This window comes from Caldimonas thermodepolymerans (assembly GCF_015476235.1).
Lineage (GTDB): Bacteria > Pseudomonadota > Gammaproteobacteria > Burkholderiales > Burkholderiaceae_C > Caldimonas > Caldimonas thermodepolymerans.
The window spans coordinates 2,738,071-2,759,177 of sequence record NZ_CP064338.1 but is presented as its reverse complement, the minus strand read 5'-3'; the positions used below and the strand labels follow the sequence as shown (position 1 = coordinate 2,759,177).

Here is a 21,107-nt window from a genome sequence, read left to right as displayed (position 1 = left end):
CGCTTGCCACCCCCCGGCATGCCCGTGCGCAAGGCGCGGCCGGCCCCGCCGACCAGCCAGTTCGGCACGACCACCATCTTCGACCATGCCGTCGCCCGGCCGCCGGCCACGGTGTCGTCGCCCTTCGACGCCTGCCGGGTGGGGGTGGTGCTGCGCGCGGTGCTGTTCGTGCATGCGGTGGTCGCGGTGGCGGTCAGCTTCGTCGTCCATGACCTCGACGACTGGCTGCTGACCTTTGCCTACGGCGCGGGTGTGGCGCTGCCGGCCACGCTGGCCTGGCTGGTGGTCGCATGCGCGCTGAAGAAGCCGCTGGCACGGCTGTCCGAGCCGGTGCAATGGCTGGTCGCCGCGGGGCTGGGGGCGGCCTGCGCGGCCTACGGCTGGTGGCAGGTCGGGCTGCTGGGGCTGCCGTTTTCGCACCAGGTGTCGCAGGGCGCGCCCCTGCTGGCCGGCACGGCCCTGGCCGCGGCGCTGTTCTATGCCCTGCGCCTGCGCTCGCGCAGCGAGCTGCCGGCCGTGACCCAGGCGCGCCTGACCGAACTGCAGGCGCGCATCCGCCCGCACTTCCTGTTCAACACGCTCAACACCGCGATCGCGCTGGTGCGCATCGACCCGGCCCGGGCCGAGGCGGTGCTGGAGGACCTGTCCGAGCTGTTCCGGGTCGCGCTGATCGAGTCGGGCAGCGCGGTGACGCTGGACGAGGAGATCGATCTCGCGCAGCGCTACCTCGCGATCGAGCAGATCCGCTTCGGCGAGCGCCTGAAGGTCACCTGGGAGCTCGACGACGCGGCCGGGGGGGCGCGGGTGCCGCCGCTGCTGCTGCAGCCGCTGGTGGAGAATGCCGTGCGCCACGGCATCGAGCCGTCGCCCGAAGGAGGCTGGGTGCGGGTGCGCACCACGGTGCGCCGCGGGCAGGCGATCATCTCGGTGACGAATTCGTTGCCGGCCGCCCCCGCGGCGGGCGCCCGGGGCCACGGCATGGCGCTGCGCAACGTCAAGGAGCGGCTGCGCCTGATGCACGACGTCAGCGCGCACTTCGCCTCCGGTCCCGAACGGGACACCTGGCGGGTGCAGATTGCGGTGCCGCTGGCCTGAGCGCGCCGCGGCCGCCATCACGACCACACGATGGGAGCGAGAGGGAGTCATGCTGAGGGTCTTGATCGTCGACGATGAGGAACTCGCGCGCCTGCGCCTGCGCAGCCTGCTGGCCGAGTGCCAGGCGCCGGCGGCCGAGGTCGCAGGGGAGGCGGCCGGCGCGGTGCAGGCACTGAGCTGGCTGGCGGGCAACCGCTGCGACGTGGTGCTGCTCGACGTGCAGATGCCGGGTGCCGACGGCACCCAGCTCGCCGCGCAGCTGCGCACCATGGAGCAGGCGCCGGCGGTGGTGTTCGTGACCGCCCATGCGGAGCACGCCGTCACCGCGTTCGAGCTCGAGGCGGTCGACTACCTGACCAAGCCGGTGCGGCGCGAACGCCTGCAGGCCGCGCTGGCGCGCGCGGCCGAGCGCCTGAAGCTGCGCGGTGCGGCCACGGCAGGCGAGGAACCGGTGCTGGTGGTCAACGACCGGGGCCGGGTCACCCGCGTGCCGGTGTCCGAGGTGCTGTACCTGAAGGCCGAGCTGAAGTACGTGACCCTGCGCACCCTGCACCGCACCTACGTGCTGGACGATTCGCTCTCGGACCTGGAGGAGCGGCTGGGCCGGCGCTTCCTGCGCATCCACCGCAACGCCCTGGTGGCGCGGCGCGCGGTGCGGGCCCTGGAGCGGCGCCTGGTGGCCGGTGACGACGAGGACGCCGGCAAGGAAGGCTGGGCGGTGCGCGTCGACGGCATCGACGAGTGGCTGGCGGTGTCGCGCCGGCAGGTGGCGGCGGTGCGCGAGGCGCTGACCAGCGAAGGGCTCTGAGCCCTGCGCGGATGCCTGCATGCGCCAGGCCTCCCTATACTGGCCCGCATGAAAGCCGAGGTGTCCCGACGCGGCGCCAAGCTGGCGCTGCTCAACCGCGAGCGCGCGATCCTCGAGTTCAACCACCGGGTGCTGGCCCAGGCCCGGCGCCCCGACGTGCCCTACCTCGAGCGGCTGCGCTACGTCTGCATCGTCTCGTCCAACCTGGACGAGTTCTTCGAGGTGCGTTTCGGCGACTACCTCGACGCCTCGCGCCTGCCGGACGGTGGCGTTTCCGCCGGCGACCTCGCCGAGGTGGCGGCCGCGGCACACGAGCTGATCACCCGGCAGTACGCGGTGTTCAACGACGAGGTGATGCCGGCGTTGCAGCGCGAGGGCATCGTGATCCTCAACCATGCCCAGCGCAATGCCGCGCAGCGCCGCTGGGTCGAGCAGTTCTTCCATCGCTACGTGCGCCCGCTGCTGGTGCCGGTCGGGCTGGACCCGGCACATCCCTTCCCGCAGGTCGCGAACAAGTCGCTGAACTTCATCGTCAAGCTGGGCGGCAAGGATGCCTTCGGGCGCGAGAACGGCATCGCGATCGTCAAGGTGCCCCGCGTGCTGCCGCGCGTGATCCGCCTGCCGGACGAGCTCGCCGCGCGCGGACAGCAGGCCTTCGTGCTGCTGTCCAGCGTGATCCGCGCCCACCTGGAGGAGCTGTTTCCCGGCCGCCCGGTCGAGGCGTTCTCGCAGTTCCGCGTCACGCGCGACTCCGACCTGGCGATCGACGAGCAGGACGTGACCAACCTGCGCCAGGCGCTGCGCACGTCGCTCAGCACGCGGCACTTCGGCAAGGCGATCCGGCTGGAGGTGGTCAGCTCCTGCCCGCCGGAACTCTCGGCCTTCCTGCTGCACCAGTTCGGCCTGCCCGATGCGGCGCTGTACCGCGTCAACGGCCCGGTGAACCTGGTGCGCCTGAACCAGCTGATCCAGCAGGCCGACGCGCCGGCACTGCGCTTCCCGCGCTTCGAGCCGGCCTGGCCGGCGGCGCTGCAGCGCGCGGTGCCGATCTTCGAGCAGCTGCGCCAGCAGGACGTGCTGCTGCACCATCCCTTCGAGAGCTTCGAGCCGGTCGTGCAGCTGCTGCGCGAAGCCGTCTACGACCCGGACGTGCTGGCGATCAAGCAGACCATCTACCGCACCGGCGCGCAGTCGGTGCTGATGGACCTGCTGCTGGAGGCGGCGCGCCGCGGCAAGGAGGTGATGGCGGTCGTCGAGCTGAAGGCGCGCCACGACGAGGAAGCCAACATCAACTGGGCCGAGCAGCTGGAAGCGGTCGGCGCGCAGGTGGTCTACGGCGTGGTGGGCCTGAAGACGCACGCCAAGCTGCTGCTGATCACCCGGCGCGAGGCGGGCCGCAGCGGCCCGGTGCTGCGGCGCTACGCGCACCTGTCGACCGGCAACTACAACCCGCGCACCGCGCGGCAGTACACCGACGTCGGCTACCTCACCGCCGACCCGGACCTGACCGCCGACGTGGACACCGTGTTCCGGCAGCTGGCCAGCCTCACGCGGCTGCGTGCGCCGCGCCTGCTGCTGATGGCGCCGTTCACGCTGCACCGGCAGCTGCTGCGCCACCTCGGACAGGTCGCCGAGGCGGCCGCCGCCGGCCGGCCGGCGCGCGTGGTGCTCAAGCTCAACGCGCTGACCGACGTGCCGCTGATCGAGGCGCTGGTGCACGCGGCGCAGGCCGGCGCGCAGGTCGACCTGGTCGTGCGGGGCGCCTGCATCCTGCCGCCCGGCGTGAAGGGCTGGACCGAGCGGGTACGCGTGCGCTCGGTGGTCGGGCGCTTCCTGGAGCACTCGCGGGTGCTGTACTTCCGCTGGGGGCGCGGCGCGGACGAGGAGGTGCTGTACCTCTCCAGCGCCGACTGGATGAGCCGCAACATGTTCCGCCGCATCGAGGTCGCCTGGCCGGTGCGCGATGCGGCGCTGCGCCAGCGCATCATCGACGAGTGCCTGGTGCCCTACCTGCACGACGCCAAGGACGCGTGGCGGCAGCTGCCCGACGGTCGCTACGAGCGCATCGGCACCGACGGCCCGAGCGCACAACAGGCGCTGCTGGCACGCTACAGCGTGCAGCCTGCGGTCGGCTGACGGTCCGCTCCGCTCAATTCGCGCGCGGCAGCACCAACCGCAGCCGCCCGCTGCGTTGCCAGGCCGCCTGTTCCTCCTGCAACAGGTACAGCGTGCGCGGGTGCGCATCGGCCCAGCCGGGCGGCCAGTGCAGCCGCACCTCCCGGCCCTGGCGCTGCACGCGCAGGGCGTCGAACCGGGGCGGCATCGTGCGGCCGTGGCACAGCAGCACCGCCAGGCGCAGGCACAGCACCTGCCAGGCCGCACGCTCGTCGTGCAGCATGTCGCGCAGCTTGCCCAGCCCGCCGCGCTGGCCGAGCAGCAGGGTGGCCAGCCGGCGCTGCTGCGATTGCGAGAAGCCCGGCGCGTCGGCGTGGCCGACCAGGTAGGCGCCGTGGCGGTGGTACTGGTGGTGCGAGACCGACATGCCCACTTCGTGCAATGCGGCTGCCCACTGCAGTTCGCGCCGGGTCTCGGGCGGGGCATCCGGCTCCACGCGCTGGTACAGCGCGCGTGCCACCTGTTGCACCCGCTCGGCCTGGGCCAGGTCGACGTGGAAGCGCCGCTGTAGCTGGCGCACCGACGCGTCGCGCACGTCGTGCACGGCCCGGGAGTCCTGCGCGGCCAGCAGCCGCTGGTGCAGCTCGACGAGCACGCCGTGGCGCAGCGCGCCGCGCACCGGGTGCAGGGACTCGATGCCGAACTGCATCAGCACGGTGTACAGCACCGACAGCCCGCCGCCGATCAGCGCCCGGCGCTCCTCCTTCAGCCCCGGCAGGTGCAGCGCGTCGACGCGCCGGGCCTGCAGGCATTGTTCGATGCACCAGCGCAGCGCCGCGGGCGTGATCGTGCCGTCGGTGAGGCCGGTGGCGGCCAGCACCTGCGCGACCGCCGCGACCGTGCCGGACGAACCCAAGGCCCGCTGCCACCGGCCGGCCGCGAAGGTCGGCAGGCCTTCCTCCAGCTCGGCGCCGGCGGCAATCTGGGCGGCCCGGAACGCCGCGGGGGTCAAGCGGCCGTCGCCGAAATAGCGCAGCGACAGGCTCACGCTGCCGGTGCGGAACGACTCGACCACCAGCGGCGCAGGGCCGTCGTCCAGGATCATCTCGGTGGAGCGCCCGCCGATGTCGATCACCAGGCAGCGGCCGGGGGCGTGGGGCAGCAGCGCGGTCACCCCGGTGTAGATCAGGCGGCCCTCCTCGCGCCCGGAGATCACCTCGATCGGCTGGCCGAGCACCGCCTCGGCGCGTTCGAGGAATTCCTCCCGGTTGACCGCCTCGCGCAGCGTCTGCGTCGCGACGACACGCACCCGGTGCGGGGCAAAGCCGCGCAGGCGCTCGGCGAAGCGGGCCAGGCAGGCCAGGCCCTGGCGCATCGCGCGTTCGGTCAGTCGGCTGCGGTCGTCCAGCCCGGCGCCCAGGCGCACGGTTTCCTTCAGGTAGTCGATGCGCCGGTAGTGCCCGTCCTGCAGCTGCCCGATCTCGAGCCGGAAGCTGTTGGAACCCAGGTCCACGGCGGCCAGGGGGCCGGCGGCCTGCGCCGCCGGGTCGGATTTCCGCGAAGTCATGGCGCGCATTGTCTGCGCATTCGCCGCGCGTGCCGGCACCCCTCGACGCAGGAATGCGCTGCACGACCGACGTGTCTCGTGTACCCTGTGCAGCTTCCTTGCGTTCTGTGCAGCTGCGCCCCCGTGCGCGAGATGGCAGCGCCGGGCCCTGCGGTCGGGCCGGCGCTGTGGCCAGGCCGACGGACCGCGCCTTCCCGACCTCCCGGAGACCCGCTATGGAAAAGAAAGACTTCGACAGCCTCACCGCCACCCATGACTATTCCCGCCGCGACTTCGTGAAGACCACCGTGGGCGGCAGCTTCGCGGCCGCCGTGCTGCCGGTGGCGGCGCAGACCATCACGACCGACACCGCCGGCCTGACGGCCGGGCAGGTCACGATCCCGGTGGGCGACTTCCGCATGCCGGCCTATCGCGCGCAGCCCGAGGGCAAGGGCAACCTGCCGGTGATCCTGGTGATTTCCGAGATCTTCGGGGTGCACGAGCACATTGCGGACGTCGCACGCCGCTTCGCCAAGCTGGGCTACCTGGCGATCGCCCCGGAGCTGTTCGTGCGCCAGGGCGACGCGAGCGCCTACACGGAGATCTCCAAGCTGCTGTCCGAGCTGATCTCCAAGGTGCCCGACGAGCAGGTGCTGGGCGACCTGGACGCCACCGTGGCCTGGGCCAAGGCCAACGGCGGGGACACCAGCCGCCTGGGCGTGACCGGCTTCTGCTGGGGCGGCCGCATCACCTGGCTGTACGCGGCGCATGCCCCGGTCAAGGTCGGCGTGGCCTGGTACGGCCGCCTGGTGGGCGACAAGACCGCGCTGCAGCCGCGCCACCCGATCGACGTGGCCGGCCAGCTCAACGGCCCGGTGCTGGGGCTGTACGGTGGCCAGGACACCGGCATCCCGCTTGACACGGTTGATAAGATGAAAGCCGCGCTGGCCGCCGGGAACGCCGCGGCCAAGCAGTCCGAGTTCGTGATCTATCCGGACGCACCGCACGCCTTCCATGCCGATTACCGGCCGAGCTACCGCAAGGACGCGGCCGAAGACGGCTGGAAGCGCTGCACGGCCTGGTTCAAGACCCACGGAGTCGCGTGACAGGCTGGTGACGTCGCAGCGCAAGGGGCTGCGCTGTCGGGCCGGAGGGGGGCATCCCGGCCGGCCCTGACATCCCTGCGGGGCCAAAGGGTCGCCCGCGCAGGGCCCGTTCGCGCGGCTCTTTGATCGATTCGACATGACGCTGACTTACATCGTCCTCGCCACCTTCCTGGGAGGACTGGTTTCGGTGCTGATCGCCGCGAGCCTGACGCTGGCCGTGCTCAGCAAGCTGGTGCGCCACCTTGTCAGCCTGTCCACCGGCGTACTGCTCGGCACCGCGCTGCTGCACGTGCTGCCCGAAGCCTTCGAGAGCGCCGCCGGCGCGCACGAGCTGTTCTTCACGCTGCTGGGCGGGCTGCTGTTCTTCTTCCTGCTCGAGAAGGCCGAGCTGTACCGCCACGGCCACCACCACGAAGGCGACGGCGACCACCACCATCACGGCTTCGACCACGACCAGGCGGGCCGCGGCGGCTGGAGCGTGCTGGTGGGCGACAGCATCCACAACTTCTGCGACGGCGTGATCATCGCCGCCGCCTTCCTCGCCGAGCCGCGCCTCGGGGTCGTCACCGCGATGGCGGTGATCGCCCACGAGATCCCGCAGGAGGTGGGTGACTTCATCGTGCTGCTCAACGCCGGGTTCTCGCGCGCGCGGGCCCTGTTCTACAACGCGCTGTCGGGCCTGGCCGCGGTGCTGGGCGGGGTGCTCGGCTACTTCGTCGTCGGGCCCTGGGAAGACCTGTTCCCCTACCTGCTGGTGATTGCGTCGTCGAGCTTCATCTACGTGGCCGTGGCCGACCTGATCCCGCAGCTGCAGCGGCGCCTGTCGCTCAAGGAAACCGCCGCGCAGCTGCTGTGGCTGGGCATCGGCCTGGTGTTCATCACGGTCATCGTCGGCCAGTTCCACCGGCACTGAAGCCGCCGGCCCCGGCCTGCGACCGGTTCAGCGCACCACCAGCACCGGGATGCTGGAGTGCGTGAGCACGCGGTTGGTCTCGCTGCCCAGCAGTAGGGCCTGCACCCCGCGCCGGCCGTGCGAGGCCATCACGATCAGGTCGCAGTTGTTCTGCTTGGCGTAGTCGATGACGGCCTCCCAGACGCTGACCGATTCCACCGTGTGTCCGGTGCAGGTCACCCCGGCCGCGGCGCAGGCCTCGCGCACCTGGGCGACGTTCTTGCTCGCCATGCGCTCCTGGGCATCGAGGAACTCCTGCGGCAGCGTCGGCTGCATCTCCGAGATCGCGCTGTAGGGGTACGGGTCCTTGACGCTGATCGTGAAGATCTCGGCGCCGGTCAGCTTGGCCAGCGAGACCGCCGTGGCGACGGCACGTTGAGTGATGTCCGACCCGTCGGTGGGAACGAGGATGCGCTTGTACATGGAGGCCTCCGTGGTTGGTCCGGGGTACTGCACTGCATCGTGCCCGTATCGAGCGGACCCATGTTGACGCAGGACAAGTGCATGGCGCAAGGCTTGCCCCCTCGGTGCCGGTCCGGAATCGCCCGGCACCGCCGCCCGATGCGTCAGACTGCGGGGGTGTGCCCGGTTCCGGCCTCAGGCCGCGCCGCGTGCGACCGGGCGCGCCGGGTCGGCGCACCATTCGCTCCACGAGCCCGGGTACAGCGACGAGCCCGTCAGGCCGGCAGCCTCCATCGCCAGCAGGTTGTGGCAGGCGGTCACGCCGGAGCCGCACTGGTGCACCACCTCGGCCGGGGGCTGCCCGCCCAGCAGGGACTCGAACTCCTGGCGCAGCTGCGCCGCCGGCTTGAAGCGGCCATCCGGGCCCAGGTTGAGCTGGAAGAAGCGGTTGAGCGCGCCCGGGATGTGCCCCGCCACCGGATCGAGGGGCTCGACGTCGCCGCGGTAGCGCTCGGGTGCGCGCGCATCGACCAGGCGCAGCGCGGGCGAGCCCAGGCGCGCGAGCAGGGCGTCGGCGTCCACCCCGGACACCAGCGGCTCGCGCAGCGGGTAGGGCGTCGCGGTGGCCAGCGGCGCGGTGGGCGTGGCACTCACGCGGCCGCCGGCGTCCTGCCAGGCCGCCAGCCCGCCGTCGAGCACCGAGACGGCCTCGTGCCCGAGCCACTTGAGCATCCACCACGCGCGCGCCGCGTAGGGCGAGCCCTGGCGGTCGTAGACCACCACGTGGGTGTCCGGCGTCACGCCCAGGCGCGCGGCAGTGGCCGCGAAGGCCTCTCGCGCAGGCAACGGGTGGCGGCCGTTGCGCCCGGTTTTCGGCGCCGACAGGTCGCGTTCCAGGTGCGCGTAGTGCGCGGCCGGGATGTGCCCGCTGCGCCAGGCGGCTTCGCCGGCCTCGGGGTCGGTGAGGTCGAAGCTGGCATCCCAGACCACGGGCGGGCGGGCGGAGGACAGGCGCAGCTGCAGGTCTTCGGCGGAAATCAGCACGGGCGTGTTCATGTGTCGGTCGTGGTCGAGGCGGACGTTGAAGGGGCGGCCCGGGTGCGCAGGAAGGTGGCGGCCACGCCGGCCAGCACGATCAGCACCATGCCGAGCAGCGCCATCCAGGTCACCGGGTCGTCGAACAGGAACGCACCATACAGGAACGAGTAGACGATGCCGAGGTACTGCAGGCTCGCGTTGACCAGGGTCTTGCCGGTCGCGTAGGCGCGCGTCATCAGCAGCTGCGCGACGGTGGCCAGCAGCCCCACCGCCAGCAGCAGCGCGAGGCCGGTGGGCGTGTGCGCGCTGATGCCGGTGTAGAGCATGGTCAGCGCCCCGGCGACCATGCCGCCCAGCGAGAAGTAGAACACCACGCGGTACTCGGGCTCGCCGCAGCGGCCCAGCGCCGTGACCTGCAGGTAGGCGGTGGCGCTGAGCATGCCCGACAGCAGGCCGACCAACCCGTACCACAGCTGGTCCTGCTCGATCGTCGGGCGCAGCACCAGCGCCACCCCGGCAAAGCCGGTCAGCACGGTGGCGATCAGGCGCGAATCGATGCGCGAGCCGCCCATCAGGATCGCGCCGCCCAGCAGGAACAGGGCCATCCACACCGAGGACATGTAGTTCAGCGTCACCGCGGTGGCCAGCGGCAGGTTGCCGATCGCATGGAACCAGGTGCACAGTGCCGCGACGCCGGACAGGCTGCGCCAGAAGTGCATCCCCGGTACCGGGGTGCGCAGCGTGCCGCCACGGCGCCGGACCATGAACCACAGCACCAGCGCGCCGATCATGCCGCGGTAGAACACGATCTCGCCGGCGGTGTAGTACGCCGAGGCGTACTTCACGCACAGGCTCATCGTGGCGAACAGGAAGGTCGACAACGCCATCAGCAGCGGGGCCTGCATCACGGCTCCTCGTGGTCCTCGAGCGGGCGCAGCAGGTGCGCCGGCGGGGGCGGCAGCTCGGCGTCGCGCGGCAGCGCGAACACCTCGACGCTGCCGCCGCGGCCCTTGACCTGGTGGGCGCCGAGCGGCTGCAGCAGCGCCTGCAGGTGCGGCGGCAGCCGGTCGCGCGTCTCGCGGTTGACCAGCACCGCGGCCTCGCGATGCTGCTTGCTCAGGCTTTCCAGGCGCGCGGCGACGTTCACCGTGTCGCCGATCACCGTGTAGATGCATCGGTCCGGCGAACCGATCTGGCCGGCCAGCGCCGGGCCGCTGGCCAGCCCGATGCCGATGCGCAGCGGCGGGGCTCCGTAGGCCAGCCGTTCCTGGTTGAACTCCTTGAGGGCCTGCCGCATCGCGGCCGCGGCGTACAGGCCGCGCTCGACCTGATGCTCGTCCGGCGTGGGCGCGCCGAACACCACCACCATCGCGTCTCCCATGAAGTTGTTGACATAGCCGCCGTAGCGCTGGACGGCCTGCGTCATGCGGGTGAAGTACTCGTTGAGCGTCAGCACGATGTCGCGCGGCTTCATCGTCTCGCACAGCTGCGTGAAGCCGCGGATGTCGCTCAGCAGCACGGTCACCTCGACCTCGTGGCCGCCCAGCATCAGCTCGCCCTGCAGCAGCTGGTCGCGCACTTCGGGCGAGACCAGCCGGCCGAACACGTCGCGCTCGCGCTCGCGCTTCTCCAGCTCGCGGCTCATGTGGTTGAACGAGCGCGCCAGCAAGCCCAGCTCGTCGTCGCGTTCCAGCTCGACGTGCGCGTTCAGGTAGTGGCCGCGCAGGATGGCGCGCGCCGAGCGCGCCACGCGCCGCACGTCGTGCACCAGTCCCTGGGCGAAGCGCCAGGCCACGGCCGCGGCCAGCCCCGAGACGACCAGCACCACCAGGCCGTAGTGCAGCAGCTCGCGCCGCACCAGCGCGCGGTAGGCCTCCAGCGACTCGATCACCCGCACGCTCCAGCCGGCGTGCACGGCGGCCTCGGCGATGACGGTGTCCTCCGGCGCGCGCTGGCGCGCGACGATGGGCAGCCCCGCGGCGCGCTCCGGCCAGCGCGCCACCGAGGCGACCGGCTTGTGCGCCTCGTCGTGCAGCACCGCCCGCACCTCCTCCGAGGTGTCGGCCGGCAGCCCGATCGCGGCGACGATGGTCTCGTTGGGCAGGCCGACCACGACCCAGCCGAGCGGCTGCGGGCTGGCGGCGTCGCGTACCGGCAGCAGCAGGTCCACGCCGCCTTCCGGCGTGTGCCGGGGCAGCCAGCGCCGGGAGACGACGCCACGCCGCGCGGCCTCGAGGGTGGGGGCGGGCAGCGTGTGGGGCGGGTAGGCGGCCCGGGTCTGCCCCTGCGGGTCGAGCACCAGCAGCCGGTCCACCTCGGGGTGGCTGCGCACCACGCTGCCGAGGTGGCCGTCGAGCGTGGGGTCGGCCGACGTGTCCGCCGCCAGCAAGCGGGCGGTGGCCGGCATCGAGGCCACCAGCGTGGCCAGCTGTTCGCCGTTGAGCATCAGCTGGCGGGCCCGTCCGGCGATCAGCTCGGCAGTCTGCCGGGTGCGCCGTTCCTGTTCCAGTCGCAGCCGTTCGGTGCTTTCGGTCAGCGCCAGCAGGCCGGCGATCACCAGCGGGACGATCGTCAGCAGCAACACTGCCGCGGGCAGGGTGCGACTGAGGGACCGGCGCTGGAGTTCAGCAGGCGCGGCGTTCACGAAGAAGGGAGGCCGTGCGACACGCCCGCGATGATAAGACCGGCGTGCCACATGGCATCAGGCGGAAGAAACGGAAACGCCCGGACGGGCCGGGCGTGCACGGGAAGGAAGGACCGCTCAGTCCTTGAAGTCCATGACCTTGCGGTACCACTCGTGGAAGTGCTGCATGCCGTCCTCCATCGGGCTCTGGTACGGGCCGACCTCGTTGTCGCCCCGCTCCAGCAGGGCCTTGCGGCCCCAGTCCATGCGCTGCGCGATCTCGTCGTCCTCGACGCAGGTCTCCATGTAGGCGGCCTGCTCGGCCTCGACGAACTCGCGTTCGAAGGCGGCGATTTCCTCGGGGTAGTAGAACTCGACCACGTTGAGGGTCTTCTGCGGCCCCTTGGGGAACAGCGTGGAGATCACCAGCACGTGCGGGTACCACTCGATCATGATGTTCGGGTAGTACGTCAGCCAGATCGCGCCCTGCCTGGGCGGCTGCCCGCCGTTGAGGCGCAGCACCGCGTCATGCCACTTGCGGTAGGTCTCGGAGCCGGGCTTCTGCAGCGCGTTGGCCACGCCCACCGTCTGCACCGAGTACTCGCGGCCGAACTCCCAGCGCAGGTCGTCGCAGGTGACGAAGTTGCCGAGGCCAGGGTGGAACGGGCCGACGTGGTAGTCCTCGAGGTAGACCTCGATGAAGGTCTTCCAGTTGTAGTCGCACTCGTGCAGCTCGACCTTGTCCAGCACGTAGCCGGAGAAGTCCAGCTCGGCCTTCGGGCCCAGCTGGGCCAGGTCGGCGGCGATGTCGCGGCCGTTGTCCTCGAACACCAGCCCGTTCCAGGTGCGCACCTTGTAGCGGTTGAGGTTCAGGCACGGGTCCTGCGGGAAGTGCGGCGCGCCCAGCAGCTGGCCGTCCAGGCCGTAGGTCCAGCGGTGCAGCGGGCAGACGATGTTGCTCTTCGTGTTGCCGCGCCCGCGCAGCATCACGGCCTGGCGGTGGCGGCAGACGTTGGAGATCAGCTCGATCCCTTCGGGCGTGCGCACCAGCGCGCGGCCTTCGCCTTCCTGCGGCAGGGCGTAGTAGTCGCCGACCTCGGGCACTGCCAGCTCGTGCCCGAGGTAGCGCGGACCGGACTGGAAGATGAGCTCCATCTCGCGGCGGAACAGTTCGCCGTCGAAATACACCGATACCGGCAGCTGCGTGCGGCTTTGCGCGAGGGCAATGCTCAGGTCTGACATGATCCCCAGGATCTCCAAAAACCAATGTCCAACCACCACCCACGGTGGGCCCATCTCCCCGGGCGGGGCGATCCGGACCGTGGGAAGCCCGGGCCTCGCAGCAGCGCAGGCGCACCGGATCGCAAGAGGGGGAACCCCTCATTCTAGTCGGCCCGGGGGGGCGGGGTTTGCCTGCGGTCAATCTCCCGTCAAATGCGGGCTTTCGTCGCAAAATGCACCACAATGGTGCGCGGCTCGCTGACTACAATCAACAGTTTCAGCGCACGTCATGCCCAAGACCACGTCCCCCGCCGCACCTCCCGAACCGGCCAGCTACGAAGAGGCGCTGGCCGAACTGGAGCGCCTGGTGTCCGAACTCGAATCGGGCCAGCTGCCGCTGGACCGCCTGCTGCAGAGCTACCAGCGCGGGGCCCAGCTGCTGTCGTACTGCCGCGCCCGGCTGGAAGCCGTGGAGCAGCAGGTCAAGGTGTTGGAAGACGGCCAGCTCAAACCGTGGATGCAAGCATGAGCCTGACCTCGACCGATCGCACCCCTGCCGCCTGCGCCGCGGCGGACTTCGACGGCTGGATGCAGGCCCAGCTGCTGCGCGTGGAAGACGCGCTGTCGCGCTGGGTGCCGGCCGATGCGCCGGCCGGTCTCGGGGCGGCGATGCGCTACAGCGTCCTCGACGGCGGCAAGCGGTTGCGGCCGCTGCTGGTGCTGGCCGCGGCCGAAGCGGTCGACGGCCACGCCGAAGCCGCGTTGCGCGCGGCCTGCGCGGTGGAGCTGATCCACGCGTATTCGCTCGTGCACGACGACATGCCCTGCATGGACAACGACGTGATGCGGCGCGGCAAGCCCACCGTGCACGTGAAGTTCGGCGAGGCGGTCGCGATGCTGACCGGCGACGCGATGCAGGCGCTGGCCTTCGAGGTGCTCACGCCCGAGGGCGAGGTCGTGCCGCCCGCGCTGCAGGCGACGCTGTGCCGGCTGCTGTCGCGTGCCTCGGGCTGCGAGGGCATGGCCGGCGGACAGGCGATCGACCTGGCCAGCGTCGGCCGCATGCTGGACGAGACCGAGCTGCGCGACATGCACCGCCGCAAGACCGGCGCGCTGCTGCGCGCCAGCGTGCAGATGGGCGCGGCCTGCGGGCGCACCGACGGCCCGGCGTGGGATGCCTTGTCCGACTACGGCTGGAGCCTGGGGCTGGCGTTCCAGGTGGTCGACGACATCCTGGACGTGACGCAGGCCTCGGAGACGCTCGGCAAGACGGCCGGCAAGGACGCCGACAACGGCAAGCCCACCTATGTCTCGGTGCTCGGCCTCGACGCCGCGCGTCGCTATGCCGGGCAGCTGCGCGAGCAGGCCCACCAGGCCCTGGCACGCTCGGGCCTCGCCGACGTGCGCCGGCTGGCTGCGCTCGCCGACAAAGTCGTGGATCGGCAAAGCTGATGAAATACCCCCTGCTCGAAACCATCCAGTCGCCCGCGGACCTGCGCCGGCTGCCGCGCAGCGAGCTCAAGCGGCTGGCCGCGGAACTGCGCGACTTCGTGCTGCAAAGCGTGTCCCAGACCGGCGGCCACCTGTCGTCCAACCTGGGCACGGTGGAGCTGACGATCGCGCTGCACTACGTCTTCAACACCCCGCACGACCGCCTGGTGTGGGACGTGGGCCACCAGACCTACCCGCACAAGATCCTCACCGGCCGGCGTGACCGCATGCCGACGCTGCGCCAGCTGGGCGGCATGAGCGGCTTCCCGCGCCGCGACGAGAGCGAGTACGACACCTTCGGCACCGCGCATTCGTCGACCTCGATCTCTGCCGCGCTCGGCATGGCGCTGGCGTCCCGGCTCAAGGGCGAGGAGCGCAAGGCGGTGGCCATCATCGGCGACGGCGCGATGACCGCCGGCATGGCCTTCGAGGCGCTCAACAACGCCGGCGACCCGCATGCCGTGGGCGCGGCCGACCTGCTGGTGATCCTGAACGACAACGACATGTCGATCTCGCCGCCGGTCGGGGCGCTGAACAAGTACTTCGCGCGGCTGATGTCCGGGCGCTTCTACGCCGCCGCGCGCGAAGGCGCCAAGCAGGTGCTCAAGGCCGCGCCGCCGCTGCTGGAGCTGGCACGCCGCATCGAGGAGCACGCCAAGGGCATGCTCGCGCCGGCGACCATCTTCGAGGAGTTCGGCTTCAACTACGTCGGGCCGATCGACGGCCACGACCTCGATGCGCTGATCCCGACGCTGGAGAACCTGCGCAACCTCAAGGGCCCGCAGTTCCTGCACATCGTCACGAAGAAGGGCTACGGCTACAAGCTCGCCGAGGCCGACCCGGTCGCCTACCACGGCCCCGGCAAGTTCGACCCGCAGGAGGGACTGAAGAAGACCTCCGGCGGCAAGCCGACCTTCACCCAGGTGTTCGGCCAGTGGCTGTGCGACATGGCCGAGCGCGACGAGCGGCTGGTCGGCATCACGCCGGCGATGCGCGAGGGCTCGGGCATGGTCGAGTTCGAGCAGCGCTTCCCGAAGCGCTACTTCGACGTCGGCATCGCCGAGCAGCACGCCGTGACCTTCGCCGCCGGCCTGGCCTGCGAAGGGCTCAAGCCGGTGGTGGCGATCTACTCCACCTTCCTGCAGCGCGCCTACGACCAGCTGATCCACGACGTGGCGATCCAGAAGCTGCCGGTGGTGTTCGCGCTGGACCGCGCCGGCATCGTCGGTGCCGACGGCGCGACCCACATGGGCGCGTTCGACATCGCCTACCTGCGCTGCATCCCGCACATGAGCGTGCTGACCCCGGCCGACGAGGACGAGTGCCGCCAGATGCTCTACACCGCGTTCCGGCAGGACCACCCGGTGGCGGTGCGCTATCCGCGCGGCACGGGCGTGGGCGTGGAGGTGCGCAAGGAGATGGTCGAGCTGCCGTTCGGCAAGGGCGAGGTGCGTCGCCAGGGCCGGCGCATCGCGATCCTCGCCTTCGGCACGCTGCTGTACCCGGCGCTGCAAGCCGCCGAAGCGCTCGACGCGACGGTGGCCAACATGCGCTTCGTCAAGCCGCTGGACACCGCGCTGGTCGAGGAACTGGCGCGCACCCATGATGCGCTGGTGACGGTCGAGGAAGGCTGCGTGATGGGTGGCGCAGGCAGTGCGGTGGCCGAGGCCCTGCACGCGGCCGGGCTGACCACGCCGGTGCTGATGCTGGGCCTGAAGGACGAGTTCGTCGAACACGGCGATCCGGCCCGGCTGCTGGCATTGCAGGGGCTGGATGCGGCCGGCATCGAGCGCTCCATCCGGCAACGCTTTGGTGCGAAACTCCAGCTGGTGTGGCCGGCCGCCAACCAGTGATGACGATCTCCCTGCGCCTGCAAAGGAAAGCCTGAAGGCCGCAGACTGTCGCGCGGGCGGTGCCCAAGCGCCCGCGGCAGAGGACAACGATGAACGACATGACCAGCCTGAAAAACCTGGTGCCTGCATCCGAGGCGATGCCGGACGTGCAGAGTTCGCGCGACGAGCGTCGCCTTGCGATCCAGCGCGTGGGCGTCAAGGACGTGCGCTACCCCATCCAGCTGCGCGTCGGCGGCCAGGTGCAACCGGGCGTGGCGCTGTGGAGCCTGGACGTGGCGCTTCCCGCGGAGCAGAAGGGCACGCACATGTCGCGCTTCGTCGCCTGGCTGAACGAGCAGCACGGCAAGCCGATGGACGCGTCCGGCCTGCGCGAGGACCTGGCCGGGATGCTGCGGCTGCTCAATGCCAGCGAGGGCCGCATCGAGGCGAGCTTCTCGTTCTTCATCCGCAAGACCGCGCCGGTGTCGGGCGTCGAGAGCCTGCTCGACTACCAGGGCAAGTGGATCGCCGAGACCCGCGCGGGCCGCACCACGGTGTGGGCCGAGGTGGTGGTGCCGGTCAAGTCGCTGTGCCCCTGCTCGAAGGAGATCTCCGACTTCGGTGCGCACAACCAGCGCTCGCACGTGACCATCCGCGCCGAGCTGCTCGGCGACCTGGACTGGCACGAGTTCGTGCGCTTCGCCGAGGAGAGCGCTTCCAGCGAGATCTGGCCGCTGCTCAAGCGCACCGACGAGAAGTGGATCACCGAGCGCGCCTACCAGAACCCGAAGTTCGTCGAGGACCTGGTACGCGACGTGGCGCTGCGCCTCAACGCCGAGCCGCGCATCGGCCGCTACCGCGTCGAGGTCGAGAACTTCGAGTCGATTCACAATCACTCGGCATTCGCGGTCATCGACCGCGAATGACACGGGCCGCCGTGCGGCCCGTGGCGGCGCTGCCGCGCCGGCGAGGATTGGGCAACTCGCGTTGTCACAATCACTCGGCATTCGCGGTCATCGACCGCGAATGACGCGTCCCGCTGCGCGGGACGCGACGGCGCATTGCGCCCCCGAGGGTTGGGCAGCCTGCGGTTGTCACAACCACCCGGCATCCGCGGCGAACGCCTGCGAATGACGCGTCCCGTGACATAGGGCGCGACGGTGCGTTGAGCCGCCGAGGGCGGGCAGCCTGCGGCTGCCAGCATCATCCGTTTGCCGCGGTCATCGCCCGCACACGGAAACGCGATCACGCCGTGTCGACGGGATCGCGCGCATCGCGGGCCCTCCTGGACAGGGGCTCAGCGCACCACCAGGCCCGCCGGGCCTTCGGCCACCGAACCGACCACCGCCGCGGTCTCGAAGCCGTGCTGCCGGAAGGTCTGCAGCACCTGGTCCACGGCGTCCGGCGCGCACGAGACCAGCAGGCCGCCGCTGGTCTGCGGGTCGGTCAGCAGCGCGCGGTCTTCGGCCGCGAAGCCCTCGGGCAGCTGCACCTGCGCGCCGTAGCTGTTCCAGTTGCGCCCCGAGGCGCCGGTGACGAAGCCCTGCGCGGCCAGCTCGCGCACGCCGGGCAGCAGCGGCACGCGTGTCCAGTCGACCTGTACCGTGACGTTCGCGCCGCGCGCCAGCTCCAGGCCGTGGCCGGCCAGCCCGAAGCCGGTCACGTCGGTCAGCGCGTGCACGCCCGGCAGGGCGGCCAGGTCCGGGCCCGGGGTGTTCAGCTTCGTGGTGCTGGCGACCATCTGGCGGTAGCCCTCGGCGTCGAGCTGCTCCTTCTTCAGCGCGGCAGAGAGCACGCCCACGCCGAGCGGCTTGCCGAGCACCAGCACGTCGCCCGGCCGGGCGTCGGCATTGCGCTTGATGCGCGAGGGGTGCACCAGCCCCATGACCACCAGCCCGTAGATGGGCTCGACCGAGTCGATCGTGTGGCCGCCCGCGACCGGGATGCCGGCCTCGGCGCAGGCGCGCTGGCCGCCTTCCAGGATGCGGCCGATCACGTCCAGCGGCAGCACGTTGATCGGCATGCCCACCAGCGCCAGCGCCATGATGGGCCGGCCGCCCATGGCGTACACGTCGGAGATCGCGTTGGTGGCGGCGATGCGCCCGAAGTCGTGCGGATCGTCGACGATGGGCATGAAGAAGTCGGTGGTCGCGATCAGCGCCTGCTCGTCGTTGAGCTGGTAGACCGCGGCGTCGTCGGAGGTCTCCAGCCCGACCAGCAGGGCCGGGGGCACCGGCAGGGCGGTGCCGCTGTGCTTGAGGATGTCCGACAGCACGCCGGGCGCGATCTTGCAGCCGCAGCCGCCGCCGTGGGAGAGGGAGGTCAGGCGCGGAACGGCAATGGAGGAAGAGGCAGTCATCGTCTGGTGCGGAGGCAAGGATGCGGGCAAACATCAAAGTTTAGGCGCCGGGCGTGACATTGTCTGCGCCGGACGGGGCTTTCCCTGCCACGGGCCGTGCCGGCGCGGGTGCGACAATGCCCTGCGCTTGACGCCGCGCCGGCTGCCGCGACGGCCTGGCGCGCGAGCGACCACGAGCGAGGGTGGAGCTGAGGTGGACATCGATTCCCCGGAGATGCGCAGTGCCGGCCGCGACCTGCTGTCGCTGGCCCTGATCGACAGCCGCAACTGCACCCTGCACCGGTTCGGCGCGTTCGAGCACGCGCAGCCGGTGCTGCCGTCGCCCGAGCTGAACCCGCCGCTGTGGGAACTGGGCCACGTGGGCTGGTTCCAGGAGTACTGGATCGCCCGCAACGTCGAGCGCCATCGCGGTCCGGAGGCCGACGGCACGCGGCCGCGGCTGGCGTCGATCGAACCGCGCGCCGACCGCCTGTACGACCCGGTGCGCGTGCCGCACGAGCAGCGGTGGACGCTGTCGCTGCCGGATGCCGAAGCCACCCGCGCGTACCTGGTCGACACGCTGGAAACCACGCTGGACCTGCTTGCGCGAGCACCGGAGACCGATGCGGGGCTGCACTTCTTCCGTCTCGCGCTGTTTCACGAGGACCGGCACGCCGAAGCGCTGGCGCGCATGGCCCAGGCGCTGGGCTTGCCGATGCCGGAGCTGTCCTGGCCGGTGCCCTTTGCGCTGCGCCCGGCGGTGCACGTGCCCGCGACCCGCTGGCGGCTGGGCTGCGAGCCCGGCCGCGGCTTCGTGTTCGACAACGAGTGCGGGGCGCACGACTGCCCGGTGGCGGAGTTCGAGATCGACGCGCAGCCGGTCACGTGGGCGCAGTACGTCGAGTTCATCGAGGACGGTGGGTACGACGAGCGCGGCTGGTGGTCGCCCGAGGGCTGGGCCTGGCTGCAGGCCACCGGCCGGCGTGCGCCGCGCTACGTCGAGCAGGTGCGCCACGGCGTGCTGGTGCAGCGCGGCGACATGATGGTGCGCGCGGCGATGAACGCCCCGGTGATGCATGTCAGCTGGCACGAGGCGCAGGCCTGGTGCCGCTGGGCCGGGCGGCGCCTGCCGACCGAGCTGGAGTGGGAAACGGCGGCCGGCGTGGCCGCGGGGCGCGGCTTCCGTTGGGGCGAGGTGTGGGAGTGGACCGCCAGCCGCTACGCCCCCTATCCCGGCAGCGAGCGGCCTCGCCAGGCCGCAGAGAGCGCGCCGCCGGCCGGCGGCCTGCGGGTGCTGCGCGGGGCCTCGTTCGCGACGCGCCCGCGCATGAAGCACCTCAAGGGGCGCCTCGCCTGCGCGCCCGAGCGCGACGACCTGTTCTGCGGTTTCCGCAGCTGCGCGGTGTGAACGGGGCCGTTCAGCGCTTGGGCTTGCGCCAGGTCCACCACGGCAGCACCTGGCGCAACGACAGCACCTCGCCGCTGCGTGCCGGCGCATAGCCGGGCAGGGTGGCCAGCACCTGCTGCCAGGCCGCGCTGCGCAGCAAGGCACGCAGCTTCAGCACCTCGGGCTGTTCCAGGTGCGAGCGCAGCGTGACCAGGAAATACTGCTCGCGCGCCAGCTCGATGAAGTCCAGCCCGCGCCGGCGTGCCGCTGCCTCGATGCCGAAGGCCACGTCGGCGCTGCCGCTGGCCACCGCCTCGGCCACCGCCTCGTGCGACGGCTCGGCCTGCTCCCAGGTGGCGATCGCCGAGGGTTCCAGCCCGGTGCTCGCGAGCAGCTGCTCCAGCACCACCCGCGTGCCGGTGCCGCGCTGCCGGTTCGTGAAGCGCAGCCCGGGGCGGGCCAGGTCCGCGAGTCCCTGGATGCCCAGCGGATTGCCGGCCGGCAGGATCAGCCCCTGGGTGCGTTCCGCGAAGCCGATCAGCTTGTGGTGGCCGGGCTTGAACATCGGCCGGTAGACGCGCGCCGTGGGCGAGCTCGGCGGGGTCTGCACCAGTGCATGGAACCCGGCGACGACGCAGCGGCCTTCGTTGAGCGCGGCGAGTGCATCCACGCTGCCCATGAACTGGATCTCCAGGTGCAGCTTGTGCTGCGCGATGGCCATCTCGCGCAGCCGCGGCAACGCCGCGTCGTGGCTGGCATAGACCGACAGCACGCCCGCCTCGGCGTCGAAGGCCACCGCGAAGGCGCGCTCCAGCTCGCTGCGCAGGGCCTCCACCTGCGGCGCGAGGCGCGCACGCGCACGGCGCTCGGCCCACAGCAGCTTCTCGCCGAACGGGGCCAGCTGCGCGCGCTGGCCCTTGGACCACACCAGCAGCGACTGGCCCAGCTCCTGCTCCCAGCGTTTCAGTTCGCCCCACACGTGGCGGTACGACAGGTTCACCTCGCGCGCCGCAGCGGAGATCGACCCGCTGCGATGGATGGCTTCCAGCAGGTGCAGCAACGGGTGATGCAGGTCGTCGTCCGGCGTCCTGTCGTTGCCCAGGGAGTAGGTGAGGCGAATCCTATGCATGCGAGTTCATATCGCGTGACGTGA

At 71.3% G+C, this 21,107-nt stretch carries 18 protein-coding genes; 10 read left to right on the top strand and 8 right to left on the bottom strand.

Going from position 1 to position 21,107, the window contains the following annotated elements:
* Positions 1 to 3: 3 nt before the first annotated feature.
* The 3 genes from IS481_RS13010 to ppk1 are packed head-to-tail and all read left to right on the top strand — an operon-like array spanning position 4 to position 4,039.
* Positions 4 to 1,095: a sensor histidine kinase gene (locus tag IS481_RS13010; protein WP_232529278.1), complete on the top strand. Its 1,092-nt coding sequence runs from the start codon at positions 4 to 6 to the stop codon at positions 1,093 to 1,095.
* 49 nt (positions 1,096 to 1,144) lie between these two features.
* Entirely contained in the window at positions 1,145 to 1,903 is a 759-nt protein-coding gene (locus IS481_RS13005; protein WP_104355837.1) for a LytR/AlgR family response regulator transcription factor, read from the top strand.
* Between the two features lie 48 nt (positions 1,904 to 1,951).
* Positions 1,952 to 4,039, top strand: coding sequence for a polyphosphate kinase 1 (ppk1, locus tag IS481_RS13000; protein WP_104355836.1), 2,088 nt, complete (start codon positions 1,952 to 1,954; stop codon positions 4,037 to 4,039).
* Positions 4,040 to 4,052: 13 nt separating this feature from the next.
* Here ppk1 and IS481_RS12995 read toward each other — a convergent pair whose 3' ends face one another.
* Positions 4,053 to 5,585 (bottom strand): Ppx/GppA phosphatase family protein, encoded by a 1,533-nt coding sequence (locus IS481_RS12995; protein WP_104355958.1) that lies wholly within the window; start codon positions 5,583 to 5,585, stop codon positions 4,053 to 4,055.
* Between the two features lie 215 nt (positions 5,586 to 5,800).
* Here IS481_RS12995 and IS481_RS12990 point away from each other — a divergent pair, with 215 nt between their 5' ends.
* The gene (locus IS481_RS12990; protein ID WP_104355835.1) at positions 5,801 to 6,670 is read left to right on the top strand and encodes a dienelactone hydrolase family protein; all 870 of its coding nucleotides are present in this window, start codon (positions 5,801 to 5,803) and stop codon (positions 6,668 to 6,670) included.
* 136 nt (positions 6,671 to 6,806) lie between these two features.
* Positions 6,807 to 7,583 carry a ZIP family metal transporter gene (locus tag IS481_RS12985; RefSeq protein ID WP_104355834.1) on the top strand — a complete coding sequence of 259 codons (777 nt, stop codon included), beginning with the start codon at positions 6,807 to 6,809 and terminating at the stop codon, positions 7,581 to 7,583.
* A 27-nt stretch (positions 7,584 to 7,610) separates the two neighbouring features.
* Here IS481_RS12985 and IS481_RS12980 read toward each other — a convergent pair whose 3' ends face one another.
* The 5 genes from IS481_RS12980 to IS481_RS12960 all read right to left on the bottom strand — a co-directional run bounded on the left by IS481_RS12980 (position 7,611) and on the right by IS481_RS12960 (position 12,927).
* Positions 7,611 to 8,045: a universal stress protein gene (locus tag IS481_RS12980; protein ID WP_104355833.1), complete on the bottom strand. Its 435-nt coding sequence runs from the start codon at positions 8,043 to 8,045 to the stop codon at positions 7,611 to 7,613.
* A gap of 174 nt (positions 8,046 to 8,219) precedes the next feature.
* Complete coding sequence (locus IS481_RS12975; RefSeq protein WP_104355832.1) at positions 8,220 to 9,080, bottom strand: sulfurtransferase; 861 nt, start codon at positions 9,078 to 9,080, stop codon at positions 8,220 to 8,222.
* Positions 9,077 to 9,967 carry a DMT family transporter gene (locus IS481_RS12970; protein WP_165908630.1) on the bottom strand — a complete coding sequence of 297 codons (891 nt, stop codon included), beginning with the start codon at positions 9,965 to 9,967 and terminating at the stop codon, positions 9,077 to 9,079. Before IS481_RS12970 ends, IS481_RS12975 begins: the two co-directional genes overlap by 4 nt.
* Positions 9,967 to 11,643, bottom strand: a complete 1,677-nt coding sequence (locus tag IS481_RS12965; protein ID WP_104355831.1) for an adenylate/guanylate cyclase domain-containing protein — start codon at positions 11,641 to 11,643, stop codon at positions 9,967 to 9,969. The genes IS481_RS12970 and IS481_RS12965 overlap by 1 nt, the downstream gene beginning before the upstream one ends.
* 180 nt (positions 11,644 to 11,823) lie before the next feature.
* On the bottom strand, positions 11,824 to 12,927 hold the full coding sequence (locus IS481_RS12960; protein ID WP_104355956.1) for an aromatic ring-hydroxylating oxygenase subunit alpha: 1,104 nt from the start codon (positions 12,925 to 12,927) through the stop codon (positions 11,824 to 11,826).
* Positions 12,928 to 13,195: 268 nt separating this feature from the next.
* Between IS481_RS12960 and IS481_RS12955 the strand changes: the two genes are divergently transcribed.
* The 4 genes from IS481_RS12955 (at position 13,196) to folE2 (ending at position 17,155) form a co-directional block, all read left to right on the top strand.
* Positions 13,196 to 13,435, top strand: coding sequence for an exodeoxyribonuclease VII small subunit (locus IS481_RS12955; RefSeq protein WP_104355830.1), 240 nt, complete (start codon positions 13,196 to 13,198; stop codon positions 13,433 to 13,435).
* Positions 13,432 to 14,358 (top strand): polyprenyl synthetase family protein, encoded by a 927-nt coding sequence (locus IS481_RS12950; protein WP_104355829.1) that lies wholly within the window; start codon positions 13,432 to 13,434, stop codon positions 14,356 to 14,358. The genes IS481_RS12955 and IS481_RS12950 overlap by 4 nt, the downstream gene beginning before the upstream one ends.
* Positions 14,358 to 16,250 (top strand): 1-deoxy-D-xylulose-5-phosphate synthase, encoded by a 1,893-nt coding sequence (dxs, locus tag IS481_RS12945; RefSeq protein ID WP_104355828.1) that lies wholly within the window; start codon positions 14,358 to 14,360, stop codon positions 16,248 to 16,250. The genes IS481_RS12950 and dxs overlap by 1 nt, the downstream gene beginning before the upstream one ends.
* A gap of 89 nt (positions 16,251 to 16,339) precedes the next feature.
* Positions 16,340 to 17,155, top strand: a complete 816-nt coding sequence (folE2, locus tag IS481_RS12940) for a GTP cyclohydrolase FolE2 (RefSeq protein WP_104355827.1) — start codon at positions 16,340 to 16,342, stop codon at positions 17,153 to 17,155.
* 371 nt (positions 17,156 to 17,526) lie between these two features.
* On the opposite strand, the gene selD is transcribed toward folE2, so the two are convergent.
* Positions 17,527 to 18,588: a selenide, water dikinase SelD gene (selD, locus tag IS481_RS12935; protein ID WP_104355826.1), complete on the bottom strand. Its 1,062-nt coding sequence runs from the start codon at positions 18,586 to 18,588 to the stop codon at positions 17,527 to 17,529.
* 193 nt (positions 18,589 to 18,781) lie between these two features.
* Between selD and senA the strand changes: the two genes are divergently transcribed.
* A complete protein-coding gene (gene senA / locus IS481_RS12930; RefSeq protein WP_336470031.1) occupies positions 18,782 to 19,975 on the top strand; it encodes a selenoneine synthase SenA in 1,194 nt (397 codons plus the stop codon).
* 10 nt (positions 19,976 to 19,985) lie between these two features.
* Here senA and IS481_RS12925 read toward each other — a convergent pair whose 3' ends face one another.
* Positions 19,986 to 21,083: a substrate-binding domain-containing protein gene (locus IS481_RS12925; RefSeq protein ID WP_104355825.1), complete on the bottom strand. Its 1,098-nt coding sequence runs from the start codon at positions 21,081 to 21,083 to the stop codon at positions 19,986 to 19,988.
* Between the last annotated feature and the right edge of the window lie 24 nt (positions 21,084 to 21,107).

Bases quoted from the DNA above. Each gene is read 5' to 3' on its own strand.
- IS481_RS13005 (WP_104355837.1), top strand. From the start codon at position 1,145: ATGCTGAGGGTCTTGATCGTCGACGATGAGGAACTCGCGCGCCTGCGC.
- ppk1 (WP_104355836.1), top strand. From the start codon at position 1,952: ATGAAAGCCGAGGTGTCCCGACGCGGCGCCAAGCTGGCGCTGCTCAAC.
- IS481_RS12995 (WP_104355958.1), bottom strand. From the start codon at position 5,585: ATGACTTCGCGGAAATCCGACCCGGCGGCGCAGGCCGCCGGCCCCCTG.
- IS481_RS12990 (WP_104355835.1), top strand. From the start codon at position 5,801: ATGGAAAAGAAAGACTTCGACAGCCTCACCGCCACCCATGACTATTCC.
- IS481_RS12985 (WP_104355834.1), top strand. From the start codon at position 6,807: ATGACGCTGACTTACATCGTCCTCGCCACCTTCCTGGGAGGACTGGTT.
- IS481_RS12980 (WP_104355833.1), bottom strand. From the start codon at position 8,045: ATGTACAAGCGCATCCTCGTTCCCACCGACGGGTCGGACATCACTCAA.
- IS481_RS12975 (WP_104355832.1), bottom strand. From the start codon at position 9,080: ATGAACACGCCCGTGCTGATTTCCGCCGAAGACCTGCAGCTGCGCCTG.
- IS481_RS12970 (WP_165908630.1), bottom strand. From the start codon at position 9,967: ATGCAGGCCCCGCTGCTGATGGCGTTGTCGACCTTCCTGTTCGCCACG.
- IS481_RS12960 (WP_104355956.1), bottom strand. From the start codon at position 12,927: ATGTCAGACCTGAGCATTGCCCTCGCGCAAAGCCGCACGCAGCTGCCG.
- IS481_RS12955 (WP_104355830.1), top strand. From the start codon at position 13,196: ATGCCCAAGACCACGTCCCCCGCCGCACCTCCCGAACCGGCCAGCTAC.
- IS481_RS12950 (WP_104355829.1), top strand. From the start codon at position 13,432: ATGAGCCTGACCTCGACCGATCGCACCCCTGCCGCCTGCGCCGCGGCG.
- dxs (WP_104355828.1), top strand. From the start codon at position 14,358: ATGAAATACCCCCTGCTCGAAACCATCCAGTCGCCCGCGGACCTGCGC.
- folE2 (WP_104355827.1), top strand. From the start codon at position 16,340: ATGAACGACATGACCAGCCTGAAAAACCTGGTGCCTGCATCCGAGGCG.
- selD (WP_104355826.1), bottom strand. From the start codon at position 18,588: ATGACTGCCTCTTCCTCCATTGCCGTTCCGCGCCTGACCTCCCTCTCC.
- IS481_RS12925 (WP_104355825.1), bottom strand. From the start codon at position 21,083: ATGCATAGGATTCGCCTCACCTACTCCCTGGGCAACGACAGGACGCCG.